We start from the raw sequence: 12,866 nt of genomic DNA on the forward strand, positions 1-12,866 counted from the left end.
CAAAATCTCAACAGGCCTTAAAAAAGCGATTCATCACTATTAGTGGCTGGAATAATGCCATAATGCCGCATTAGTTTTTTAGCTTTTAAACCAAAGGCTCCAATAGCTCCTGGTACGCCTGTTGCTATTAAAGCTCCATTGCTCGTATCAAAAATAGGGGATGTTGGTGTCACAGTAAATCCCCAATTCATCGCATCCGCTGTCTGACCAACCGTGTTGGGAATCCCACTGCCATTAATAACCAATGTCATATTTTCATAAATAGTTGTTGGTGGGGTGAACGTAATGGCACTAGCTGTTGCCTTAGGGATGGTCGTCTCAACAATAGCGTCATAGACAATAGTAATTTTATTACCAACACGTTTATTAAGTGGGGTAATTTCTATTTTCGATATAGCAGGGGTACCAATACCAGTGCCCGCGCAAGAAGCTATCCCGTGTATTCCGTTAGCCTGCCATTTAATGATGGCTACATTATTATAACCCAGTCTCGCAACAGTGTAACATGGTGAAGTAGGGGTATGAGTATCAAAGACCTGAACCATAATGTTAGAGCGCGACATATCATCACTATTTGTCGATGTCAGGTTATCCAAGCCGTTAATTAGCACCAATTGTCCTGTGCTTGGTGGAATAGCAAAAGCAGTTATTCCTGAGGCTAATAAGACTGCGCCAGTGCTCGATTTGAAAAATGTCTTTTTTGTCGAATCCATATTAGATGTCATTTTTTCAAATTAATTGTTAGAACACCATTTAATGGTGGATGATAAAACGCTATCTCTTATTCCAATACAGCTACCAATTATTACTCTAGCATAAGATTATTGATTCCGCAGTATTTTTTAAATTGGAGTTTTCACTCAATGAATATATAGAAGCAAGCCAAGCTTTTCGCTAAAAAATTATGTGCAATAATGGGTTAAGTAACGTGTGATTTGACTGTTTGCAGCTATCTCTATACTCGTTAAACTTCACTATTGAAATAGCGTATGTTATATTTATATCATGGGGACTTTACGGTTAATTTTTATCCAGCCTTTATGTCTAAAATATGGAGCATGTTAGATGAGCACCCAACAGTCTATTCGTACAGGACAATCATTCGCGAAAGATCCATATATTGCGGTTAAGGAATTTCATGCTGCAGTATATCAACCCAACATAGAGTTTATTCTATTTTTTTGTTCAAGTCATTATGACCTCAATATTATAGCCAATGAAATAAATTCCCTTTTTCCGAATAAGCAAGTGATTGGCTGCACAACGGCTGGTGAAATTGGACCTGGTGGTTATACAGAATATACCCTTTCAGGAGTTAGTTTCTCGTCAGATGGTTTTACAGTTGCAGCAGGACATATAGATGACCTGCAGAATATTAATAATGAGAAAGGAGAGTCTTTTGTTAATAATCTACTTCAACAACTTGAAGCTCGAGCACCTACGACTAATTCTGAAAACAGTTTTGCTTTTTTGTTAGTTGATGGATTGTCTCTTCGCGAAGAGCCAACAGCCCGTATTTTTCAGAATGCACTAGGAAGAATAGAACTTTTTGGTGGCTCAGCAGGAGATGATCTGAGTTTTAAACAAACGTGGATATTTTCTGAAGGGGCTTTTCGTACTAACTGCGCAGCGCTTGTCCTGATAAACACAATATATCCTTTTAAGCTATTCAAAGCACAGCATTTTGTCTGTGGGCATGAAAAATTGGTGGTGACTCAAGCAGATTCCGCTCAGCGCATTGTTAATGAAATTAATGGCTACCCAGCAGTGGAAGAATATGCTCGTATTGTAAAGACTCAAGTTAAAAAACTTGATCCCGCGCAGTTTTCTGCAACTCCATTTGTGATACGAATCAACGGAGTTGACTATGTGCGTTCTATTCAAAAGGCCAATCCCGATGGAAGTTTAACTTTTTATTGCGCGATCGATAACGGTTTAGTGTTTATGGCTGCCCATGGAGTCGATCTTATAGAAAATATCGAACAAACGTTTAAAGACATTCAATCATCTATTGGCAAGCCGCAATTAATTCTGGTTTGTGATTGCATCCTTCGCAATCTAGAGATGCAACGTACAGGGAGGAAAAAGGAAGTCGAGAAAATTTTTCAGAATAACAATGTCGTTGGTTTTAGCACCTATGGTGAACAATTCAAAGGTATTCATATAAATCAGACAATTACAGGCCTGGCAATAGGCGAGTTACGGAAAAATAGCAATGCCTGAGAAGCCACACATATCTAATAATAAACAGGCACTTCAAGCGGAAATCGAACGCCTCAATAAAATTATTAAGGCATTAATTGATAGAGCAGAACAGGATATGAACTCCCCTAGAACAGATTTTGGCGTATTTCAAAATACTATCATACTTGAAGATCAGGTACAAAAACGCACTCAAGAGCTAGAGGAAGCACTCCAAACAAATACAAAGATAACGCGGGCTTTACAACAAGCAAAAAAACAGGTTGAACTAAGTGAGCATTATTTGCGTGATATTACATCAGCGCTTGGAGAGGGTTTATTAGTAGTAGATAAAGATGCGGTGATTGAATTTGTCAATGCGGCCGCCTGTAACATCTTGGGTTATAGCGAAATCGAAATGCTTGGTAAAAATTCCCATGAACTATTTCATCATTCACATCCCGATCATACCCCTTATCCGATAGAAGAGTGTAAGAACTTAAGCGTAATACAAACAGAACAACCTTATGTGAGCGATGAGGATTATTTTTGGCGTAAGGATGGAACTTGCTTTCCTGTTTCGCTTATTACAACACCAATCAGACTAAAAGAGAATACAAAAGGCATTGTGATCGCATTTCATGATATTACGCAATCGGTAGAAGAACGCACGCGGTTACGCGAAATGCAGGCAGCCATCGAACAAAGTCCTGTATCAGTACTAATTGTTGATAAACAAAAGAATATTCTTTATGTTAATCCGCAAATCACTAAATCTACAGGCTACACCAGAAAAGAGTTGTACGGTCAAAAAACAGATATTTTTCGTGGTGACCAGACGCCAAACAATGTTTTGCCCGATTTATGGAAAATCATTAAATCTGGTTCAACCTGGAAAGGAGAACTACTCTATCAGCGTAAAGATGGAAGTGTGTTCTGGCAATCATGGAACATTGCACCGGTGCTTGATAATCATGGAGAAATCCAGCATTTTGCCGCTGTAGGAGAAGATATTACTGAAAAAATGAAACTGCAATCGTTGCTTCAGGAAATGTCTTATATGGATGGCCTAACAGGAATTGCAAATCGTCGCCGATTCGATGACTTCCTTACTCATGAATGGTATCGCGCCGCGCGTTATGCTAAACCGTTAGCAATTATTATGATGGATATCGATTTCTTTAAGCGTTATAACGACAGTCTTGGCCATCTAGCCGGTGATGATGCTCTAAAGCGTGTTGTTCATGCATTAAAAAGTAGGGTACTCCGTAGAACCGATTTGCTAGCACGGTATGGTGGTGAAGAATTTATATGTATTTTGCCAGATACTAATGTAATCGATGCAACTCTATTCGCAGAAACGTTGCGACAAGCTGTTTGTGCATTGCAGTTACCACATCCTGATTCAAATATTTCTTCTTTTGTAACTATTAGTGTCGGTGTTGCTTGCTGTACTCCAAGAGAAGGAGAGCCGAGTAATTTATTAGGCCTTGCTGATGAGGCGTTGTATCGTGCTAAGACATTAGGACGAAATCGTGTTGAAGTTATTGATTCAAGGGGATAATTATAGAATTTAGTTTCGTTGTAATAACTATTTAGCCTTATGCAGACAATTTTAGGGGCTGTTGCTTTCTCGGCACGTTGGCATAGAGGGAGCAACAGCCCCTAATTGTTTGAGCTGTCACTCCTCATGCGAAATTTATAATGTCCTGATATATTTGTTGGAGAGGTTTTTATGGACTATATTAAAGTATTTACTCGAGAAGAGAATTAATTGAAACAGACATTATCGAAGAATGGCTTGGAAAATACAGTGTATGTTATATATGCTCATTTTGAGGTTAAAACTGGAAACATACTTCTCGTTGAAACGATTCTACAGTCACTTATCGGATTAACTCGCCAGGAAGAAGGGTGTTTAAAATACGATGTTTATTTTTCCAGAGAAAATCCGGCTAAAATTCTATTACACGAATACTGGAAAAATGAGAATGCACACCGTTTGCATATGAGTATGCCCTATGTTCAGGAATGGCAAAGACAAAAAAAAGAACTATTAATAAATTTTTATGATATTTCAGTATTGAAAGCAGTGAATGAGCTAAACTTTAACTAGTTCATAATTATCATTCAGTTTCTATGGGCTATTCTAAATAATAGAATTTTATGTAGCTTGTTTTGATGAAGGAGTTAAAGATGCAACCACGAGCATGCATTCTGTCGGTAGGGGTGGCCACTCCTACCGTTTCTTACACTCAAGAGGAGATAGTAAAAAAGCTTGGAATAGATAATCGTCGAACCAAACAATTATTTGAAGCAACACGAATAAAGAAACGGTATCTTCATCTTTCTGATAATATCGAATATCTTGATGAACCGCAAGATATATTAATTAACCGTCATGAAGATGGATGTTTATTGATTGGTGAGGAGGCTATAAATAAAGCCCTTAAGAAAGCAAAAATCGATATAGAGGATGTTAATTACATCTGTGTTGTTACCAGTACAGGTTTTATGTTACCAGCGATTTCTGCAAGATTAATAAAAAAAATGAATATTAAACCAGAGATTCAACGAGCTGATATTGTAGGGATGGGCTGTAATGGTGGATTAAATGGGTTAAATACAGTCAATAACTGGGCAATAGCCAATCCTTCTCAATACGCTCTTTTACTTTGTGTTGAAATTTGTTCGGCCATGTACGTTAACGATGGTAGTCTTCGTTCCAATGTAGTGAACAGTCTTTTTGGCGATGGAGCAGCGGCGGTTGTTGTTCGTTATGAGCCCAAAAATAGCGATTTAAGTAGTAATGAGGCCCCACGAATTCATGGCTTTTCCAGCTTTATCATTACAGATGCCTTAGAGGCAATGCAAGTAATATGGAATGAGAGAGTCAATAAATTTAGCTTTGAATTACATCATAGCAATCCCTATGTTGTTGGAAAGTATATTAACAAACCCATTGAAAATATTCTTAAAAAATATCAATTGAGTCTGAGAGATATCACCCATTGGATCGTTCATGGAGGAGGTCGGAATGTTATTAGTGCTGTGAAAATGAATTTAGGTCTTAGTACTCATGATATGCGACATACTATTTCGGTTCTTATGGATTATGGTAATGTTTCCTCCTCTTCGTTCCTTTTTTCTTATTCGCGATTACTAGATGAGAATGTAATTAACAAAGGGGATTGGGGTTTAATGATAACAATCGGGCCTGGTGCACAATTAGAAACAGCTTTATTAGAATGGTAGTTTATAATCAGAGAGGATTTTGATATGACAGTATTTTCAATTGATCAAAAGAACAATGTCGCTCACATTGAAATTAGTGAACCTCAACTTAATACTGAAAACATCCGTGAACGACTTGATACTATCGAAGAGCAGTTTTACAAGATATCTCAAGATGAGAATATCTATTATGTGGTTATTAGATCTAGTGATGATAATTCCCCATTAGCCACGCAACTTCACACGTACATTAAGGATAATTTAGATATTCGAATTATTTCTAAATGGGAAAAAATTGTGTCTCTCATTGAAAACATGCCCAAGGTTACACTCGCCGCGCTTCATGGACATTTTAATGAACCGGGTTTTCAGCTGGCCTTGGCTTGCGATTACCGACTCTGCCTTGAGGATTCCAAGTTTGGTTTTTCCTCTATTAAAGCTGGTTTTTTACCTGGAATGGCGGTTTTTCGTTTGGCAAAATATATTGGCTTAGGACGAGCTAAGAAAATGTTAATCAGTGGTGACGAAATTAACGCGCAAGAGGCTCTTAATTGGGGATTATGTGATGAGGTTGTCAATAATCTTGACGAGGCTATTATCAGGCTCATTACTCAAATCAGACCCAAAGAAATTGAAGCCATTCTGATGGCAAGAAAATTGCTTAATAATTCATATCATGCAAGCTATGAAGATGAAATTGGCGATTATATGGCTGCTCAGGCGCGATGCTTAGAGCATTTGAAAAAATTTAAAGTTTAGTCTTTGTTTATAAGGAGAGCAGGGTGTCTTATTATGCAGAATATATACCATTCCTTGTTCGCGCCATGTTTGCTATTTCTTTTATCATTGCGGCTATTTCAAACGTGGTGTACTACCCAAAAAAAATCCAGGTTATCACCAATCGTGGATTACTATACCCTGCTTTTGTTTTTTGGTTTGGCTTTGCTATGCAAATTATTGGTAGCTTAGCCATTTTATTGGATATTTATCTTTTTTATGGAGCTTTAATTTTAATCCTTTTTACCTTGCTTGCTTCATTAATTTTTCATGATTTTTGGAATGAGCAGGGTGATTCCTATCGTCTGAAAATGCAAGGATTAGTATCCAATATTAGTGTGCTGGCGGGATTGATTCTTCTTGCTTATGCATTAGGTAAATTCACTTATTAATAAAGAGGCTGCAATGATAAAAAGTAAAACTACACTAATAATTTCGCTGTTATTTATCTTGATTCTGCCACTGAGACTATTTGCAGCAGGACAACTTAAAATTGATGTGGCTCCTATTGTATTTAAAAATGCGTTAATCATCGATGGTAATGGTGGTAAGCCTATTGATAATGGAACACTAGTAATTCAAGGTGGAAAAATTATTGCGGTAGGTAAAAAGGATGCAGTAAAAATTCCTGAGTCTGCAAAGGTGATAGATATGCAGGGAAAAACAATTATGCCAGCCTTGATTGATACTCATTCGCACTTGGGTTTAACAAAAAATACCACACTTTCGGATACGAATAACACCAGGGAAAATGTATTGCGTCAACTCAAGTTATTTGCTCAATATGGTGTTGGTGCAGTAACCTCTCTAGGGCGTGATAAGGAGTTTATTTATGAACTGCGCAGACAAAGAAATAATGGTCTTTTAGGCAATCAATATGCTTACATAATTACGGCTGGACAGGGTATAGGTGTTCCTGATGGCGCACCGCCAAAGATGAGTGGCCCAGATCCCGTCTATCGGCCTAATACTTTTGAAGCTATAGCTCAGGATGTGGCAACCTTGGCCACTAAATCTCCTGATGTAGTAAAAATATGGGTGGATGACTTTTATCATAGCTTACCTAAGATGAAACCCGAAATGTATCAAGAGGTAATAAAAAAAGCCCATCAGCACAATCTACGTGTTGCTGCCCATATGTATTATCTTGATGATGCTAAAAGTTTAGTAAATTCAGGAGTAGATATTTTAGAGCATAGTGTTCGTGATAAACCAGTTGATATGGAATTAATCAACGCAATGAAAAAACATAAGGTCGCTATTGTTCCAACTTTACAGTTGGATGAGTCTTATTATATCTATACTGAATCCCCCTCGTGGATGCAAGATGATTTTTTTCTTAATGCTTTAGAGCCTGGGGTACTGGATGTATTAAATGGCAAAACAAAAATACCTTCTTACATACCAAAACTTTCTGAGAAGCAAACTTTAAGTATCGCCATGCACAACATCAAGACCTTATATCAACACGGGATTTTAGTCGGTCTAGGAGCTGATTCTGGAGCCAAAGTGGAGCGAATTCAAGGGTTTGCAGAACATCGGGAATTACAATTGTTAGTTAAGGCTGGTTTAACGCCGATGGATGCAATTAAAATCGGCACAGCAAATAGCGCTAAAATAATGGGTGTTGATCAATATATGGGAACCTTAGAGCCTGGAAAAAAGGCCAATTTGCTTATTCTGGATGCAAATCCATTAAGCAACATTAAAAATACACAACGTATTAATGCCGTTTGGTTAGATGGGAAACCGGTTTCTCGAGATTCTTTATTTAAAAAGGACAATCAAAACAAGAAGTTGCAACCTTAATCTAAAAGATTACGGAGGGTATATGAGTAGACCAAAAATTGCAGTGGTGGGTTCAGCGATAGCTGGTAGTTCTATGGCTATTCTCCTTCAGCGTGCTAATATCGATGTGACTGTTTATGAACAACGTCCCAAAGGTGTGCTTGTTGATCGAGGAGCGGGAATTGCTTTACCTAAATATTTGGTAAAAAAGCTTATTGAAATGGACATTTTAGATAAGAGCTTTCCGATCATTGACGTGAATGAACGAGAGTTCATACAATTTAGTCCAAAGACCGGCGAAGAAAACAATTTAGGCAAAAAACCCTTTTTGGCTTCGGCGGTGCATTGGGGAAGTTTATATAGCAATCTTGCTAAACGTATCCCTGATTCCATAATACATTACGATACCAAAGTTACATCGTTAAGATGTGAAGAAAAGGTTTATTTAACTCTAAATAATGACGAGAATGAACAAGAGTACGATATTGTTATTTGGGCGGATGGTTACCATTCTCTAGGTAGAAAGTATCTTTTTCCTGAGTCAGAACCACAGTTTACAAATTATATCGCATGGCGTGGTACCTTGGTTAGGGTTGATGCGGAAACTGATAAACATTTAACTAATAAAGTTCCTTTTTATCTTTATGATAAAGGTCATTTACTGCTTTATGCCATTCCTCAGCTTACCGCTACAGATACCTCAAAAGAGTACATTGTTAACTGGCTGATTTATGAAAATATGAGTCCGGAAAATCCTATTGTAAGAGATAAACGGTTTCATGAAAATGTGATGTCTAATAACATGACTGCGGAATATAAAGACTATCTCTATCGATTAGTAAAAAAATATTTCAATTCTTTTGTGCAAGAAGTCGTACTAGCAACCCCAGAACCTTTTACTCAGGCTATTTATGATGCCTATGTTCCAAGTTATTTCGTTAAAAATATGGCTTTGGCGGGGGATGCCTCTATTTTAGCACGTCCCCATGTTGGCGCTGGTTCAGCTAAAGCTATTGAAGATGCATTATCATTATTTGAACAATTGCAAATGGATAAAGATATTTATTCCGCATTTACACAGTGGTCAGTAGAAAGGCAAAAAGCGGGTAATAAGTTATTAAACCTATGCCGTGATTTGGGTGGTTTATTCGTCAATAAAATGCCTGTCTGGGAAAAAAGCACCTCCAGTGAACTGGACAAGTATTGGGAAAAGACGGTGAAAGACCATGACGATTGGTATCAAATAAATCATAAGAGGCTTTTGAAAATGAAAGAGTAGGTCAAACCGTTTACATAATGGCGTCAACTTAAGGAAATAAGGCATTAGCCCCCCTCCTAAAAGTATGATGCCGCTTAGGCTTTCCCATGTTTTCCGAACTAGTCGGATTTACGTGGGTTCGCAGAACAGCCCTGTTGAACAATTTTTGAAAGCAGTCAGGGTGAATATTTGTATGAAGTGAATGCTATAATCGCCAGATGGGTCCAGAATTCTTGGAGTACTGAACCCTTACTTAAGAAAAATAAAAGGCCCAATAAGAGCCTTTTTATTACGAGACAAAATAAAACTTATAAAGTTTTAATTAGACTTCTTTCTGAAAGAATTTCTTCAAATTTTTCCCAGATAGCGCAATTAGCGGCTTTACTAGAAGTTTCTATACCAGAGAAGAAGGCAGGAGATACTGACGTGGTTAACCATGGAGTTACTGGATCGCCAAAATACGAAAAATCAAAAGTTTGTGATGGAAGCCGCTTTATTTTATGTCCTAATGGGAACCGGGCTTCGAGAGTCGGAAGTAGTCTCATTAAATGTAGGGCAGTATCGACAAAAAGGGCTGCGCCATAAGTCAAAACGTATCAGCAATAAAATTCCATTGCCACAAGAGAGTAGGGAGTATTTGGATTCTTATCTGGAAAAAAGAAAGGCATTTGATGATGAGCCTTTATTTATTACAAGATATGGCACTCGTTTACAAACTTTGGATGTGTACCGTATTTGCCAATATAAGGATGAATTGTTTGTATTGAGTGAAAACGAACTTATTTCAATTGATTTTATTGAATATAGAGACGTAATAAAAGGCTCCTATGAAATGCAGCAATTAACGATGGAAAAGTTGAGTATAGAGACATTGATAAAGCAATGGAAATTGGTTGATAAAACAAGAAACACCAAATTTAAAGAAAATTGAAAACGACCAATACTGTTACAGAGTAAATTCTGAAGTACGGGTTATTTTTTTAAAAGAAGGAGATGTGTTTCTTATTCAAGAAATCACTAAACGTCAATAATCTCATGCTTTGTCGTTAAAGTTTAACTTAGAATTTTTAACCAGATTTCTTAACCAATTATGCCTTTATTTTCCGGTGCGCGAAAAGGCTTGGCGTGGTTGTTAATCCCCCCCTTAATTTAACGCTACAAAATTTATTGATATTCTCAATTCGGAATTGCTTAATACCAAATTAAGACTTATAATATTTTATAAGAGGAGAACAATCATGCTATCTAATACAAATAAGCTAATGAACTACTTTAAAGATCCTATTAAAGAAATAGAAATAATTAGGAAAGGCATTAATCCTGATCTGATTGAGAGTTTTCTAAACGATCAATCCTTTGTGGTTAAGGATGTTCTTAGCCGATTAAAAATTACGACCTCTACCTATTTTGCAAAGAAAAAAGACCATAAATTACTTGATTCAGGCTCCACAGAAAAATTTTTAAGACTCATTTCTGTTGTAAAAAATGCTGAAGAAATTTTAGGAAGTCAAGAAGGAAAAAATTGGCTTTATAAAAAAATTCCTTCATTAGGTGATCAAATTCCAATGGATTTATTGGATACAGAAGCAGGACATCGTCTTGTAGATCAAGCATTATTGCAAATTAAGTATGGGATCTATAACTAATGTCTATTTGGTTTAGAGGCGCTCAAAACCAACAAGCTGAAGTGGTATTCTCAGGAGATGGTGGATTATACGTTGCCGGTAGATGGAATAACAAAGGGACAAAAGCAATTTATTGCTCTCAATCAATATCTCTCTGTACCTTAGAATGGTTATCGCATAATGGGCTTTCAGTATCTGGTTTTAGTTATTATAAATTTTCGATAGAAATCCCAGATGAACTGATCATCAAATATATTATCGATGATTTACCTAAAGAATGGAAAAATACCCCTTCACCAAATTCAAATCGCGATTTTGCTGCGAAAAATTTTTATAATCCAAAGGAATATTTGGCAATGTCTATTCCTTCAGTTATGGTTCCAGAGGAATTTAATTTAGTTATAAATCCTTTGCATGCAGCTTTTGAACAAGCTAAAAAAACAATACGCATTTTAGGTCTATTTATAACTCCAAATAGATAAACATTATTGCCTATTATGGTTATTGGGAAAAGAAATAAAATTAATAAACGAAAAAATGATCGTAGGCTAAACATTTTTAAAACCTTAATGGCTACCAGAGGTGCTAGAGTTTCCGTTGAGCATATTGTCATTCAGCACGCTAAAGGGACCACTTGGTCATCACATAAAGGGACCATCCAGCCTATCAAACTAAAGAAATGGCTAATCATTTACATTAATAAAATGGTAAAACCATAACATGATTGATTAATTAAAATCCATATTATTTCTAGGGCAAGAGCGTCTAAATCATGCCTTGGGTCATAATTTAGACGATTTGGTCAAATTAAAGGATCGGCAAACTACTAAAAAACTAGCAACTGTCAGATTCAGTTTGAACTACTGTGCTTTATCCTGGCAAAAAGACACGATAGCTTTTTTAAGTCTTTGTACAAAAATGTCCGCCTCTTCTTTATTCATAATATAGGGTGGAAGTATGCGAATCACTTTTTCTGCAGCGATATTAAACAACACTCCGGCCTCTAATCCGTGCAAATAAAGCCCATGACAAGGTTTGGCTAATTCTATTCCTAGCATCATTCCTTTGCCTCGTATATCAACTACGATATCCAAAGCGCTTAATTCCGTTTTAAGTTGCTCAAGTAAATAAGCACCAGTGCTCGTAATATTTTCTAGTAAGTTATTATCCTTTATGGTTTTAATTACTGTGCGTGCAACGTGACACGATAAGGGATTCCCACCAAAAGTTGTTCCGTGTTTGCCAAGCAAAAAAACATCTGAAACTTTTTTATTGGCAGCGCACGCTCCTAAAGGTAATCCTCCTGCTATACATTTTGCTGTGGTGATGATATCAGGTGATAGATCCTCATGCTGATAAGCGAAAAATTTACCAGTTCTGCCCATACCTGTTTGAATTTCGTCAAGAATTAAAAGCCACTCTTTTTCCTTACAGATTTCGTTCAAGTCTTTTAGAAAATTTGTGCCCGGAATAACTACGCCGCCTTGTCCCAAAATAGGTTCGAGGGATACTCCAATAATATCCTCATTGCCGCTATTAGCAAGTTTCCTTACTGCATCAATATCATTGTAATCTACGAAAATAAACCCTGGAAGAAGAGGGCCAAAACCTTCTTGTAATTTAAAATTCCCTGATGCACTCAGTGAACCTATTGTGCGACCATGGAAGCCATTTTTAAAAACAATGATGGTGGGATTTTTTATACCTTGGGTATAACCATAATTCCTGGCCATTTTAATGGATACTTCACTAGCCTCTGTACCTGAGTTGACAAAAACCACTTGATGCATCTTTGAAATTTCAATGAATTCATCACCTAATTTTTCTTGCTCCTCAATATGAAACATATTACCAATAAATAATATTTTATTCGCTTGTTCAGTTATTGCTTTTATAATTGCAGGATGACTGTGTCCTAATGCGGAAACACCGATTCCTGTCACTCCATCAATATATTTCTTATTATTTTTATCAAAAAGCCAAACCCCTTTACCATGTTCGAA

14 protein-coding genes are annotated in these 12,866 nt (G+C 36.9%); 12 read left to right on the forward strand and 2 right to left on the reverse strand.

The genetic code is table 11. From position 1 onward, the window contains the following. Nucleotides 1-17: 17 nt before the first annotated feature. A complete protein-coding gene (locus LDG_RS08190) occupies nt 18-713 on the reverse strand; it encodes a hypothetical protein (RefSeq protein WP_040534981.1) in 696 nt (231 codons plus the stop codon). A gap of 352 nt (nt 714-1,065) precedes the next feature. Between LDG_RS08190 and nosP the strand changes: the two genes are divergently transcribed. The 12 genes from nosP to LDG_RS20705 all read left to right on the forward strand — a co-directional run bounded on the left by nosP (nt 1,066) and on the right by LDG_RS20705 (nt 11,582). After that, nucleotides 1,066-2,223: a nitric oxide-sensing protein NosP gene (gene nosP, locus LDG_RS08195; protein ID WP_006870803.1), complete on the forward strand. Its 1,158-nt coding sequence runs from the start codon at nt 1,066-1,068 to the stop codon at nt 2,221-2,223. Next, complete coding sequence (locus LDG_RS18455) at nt 2,216-3,745, forward strand: sensor domain-containing diguanylate cyclase (protein WP_006870804.1); 1,530 nt, start codon at nt 2,216-2,218, stop codon at nt 3,743-3,745. The genes nosP and LDG_RS18455 overlap by 8 nt, the downstream gene beginning before the upstream one ends. A gap of 210 nt (nt 3,746-3,955) precedes the next feature. Further along, nucleotides 3,956-4,297, forward strand: a complete 342-nt coding sequence (locus LDG_RS18460) for a putative quinol monooxygenase (RefSeq protein ID WP_050805536.1) — start codon at nt 3,956-3,958, stop codon at nt 4,295-4,297. An 80-nt stretch (nt 4,298-4,377) separates the two neighbouring features. Beyond that, nucleotides 4,378-5,436 (forward strand): 3,5-dihydroxyphenylacetyl-CoA synthase DpgA, encoded by a 1,059-nt coding sequence (dpgA, locus tag LDG_RS08210; protein WP_006870806.1) that lies wholly within the window; start codon nt 4,378-4,380, stop codon nt 5,434-5,436. Nucleotides 5,437-5,460: 24 nt separating this feature from the next. Continuing rightward, a complete protein-coding gene (locus tag LDG_RS08215) occupies nt 5,461-6,174 on the forward strand; it encodes an enoyl-CoA hydratase/isomerase family protein (RefSeq protein ID WP_006870807.1) in 714 nt (237 codons plus the stop codon). 23 nt (nt 6,175-6,197) lie between these two features. After that, nucleotides 6,198-6,584 (forward strand): DoxX family protein, encoded by a 387-nt coding sequence (locus tag LDG_RS08220; RefSeq protein WP_006870808.1) that lies wholly within the window; start codon nt 6,198-6,200, stop codon nt 6,582-6,584. 13 nt (nt 6,585-6,597) lie between these two features. After that, the gene (locus tag LDG_RS08225; protein ID WP_006870809.1) at nt 6,598-8,001 is read left to right on the forward strand and encodes an amidohydrolase family protein; all 1,404 of its coding nucleotides are present in this window, start codon (nt 6,598-6,600) and stop codon (nt 7,999-8,001) included. 22 nt (nt 8,002-8,023) lie between these two features. Then, complete coding sequence (locus LDG_RS08230; RefSeq protein ID WP_006870810.1) at nt 8,024-9,259, forward strand: FAD binding domain-containing protein; 1,236 nt, start codon at nt 8,024-8,026, stop codon at nt 9,257-9,259. Between the two features lie 415 nt (nt 9,260-9,674). Further along, complete coding sequence (locus tag LDG_RS20190; RefSeq protein WP_006870811.1) at nt 9,675-10,169, forward strand: tyrosine-type recombinase/integrase; 495 nt, start codon at nt 9,675-9,677, stop codon at nt 10,167-10,169. Nucleotides 10,170-10,476: 307 nt separating this feature from the next. Further along, nucleotides 10,477-10,884, forward strand: coding sequence for an antitoxin Xre/MbcA/ParS toxin-binding domain-containing protein (locus tag LDG_RS08240; RefSeq protein ID WP_006870813.1), 408 nt, complete (start codon nt 10,477-10,479; stop codon nt 10,882-10,884). Further along, nucleotides 10,884-11,345, forward strand: coding sequence for an RES family NAD+ phosphorylase (locus LDG_RS08245; protein ID WP_006870814.1), 462 nt, complete (start codon nt 10,884-10,886; stop codon nt 11,343-11,345). Before LDG_RS08240 ends, LDG_RS08245 begins: the two co-directional genes overlap by 1 nt. A gap of 15 nt (nt 11,346-11,360) precedes the next feature. Then, nucleotides 11,361-11,582, forward strand: coding sequence for a DUF6680 family protein (locus tag LDG_RS20705; protein ID WP_407635273.1), 222 nt, complete (start codon nt 11,361-11,363; stop codon nt 11,580-11,582). A gap of 141 nt (nt 11,583-11,723) precedes the next feature. Here LDG_RS20705 and LDG_RS08255 read toward each other — a convergent pair. Further along, nucleotides 11,724-12,866 (reverse strand): acetylornithine/succinylornithine family transaminase (locus tag LDG_RS08255; RefSeq protein ID WP_040534987.1); only part of this gene is annotated, 1,143 nt, incomplete at its 5' end.

It is taken from the genome of Legionella drancourtii LLAP12, assembly GCF_000162755.2.
Classification (GTDB): domain Bacteria; phylum Pseudomonadota; class Gammaproteobacteria; order Legionellales; family Legionellaceae; genus Legionella; species Legionella drancourtii.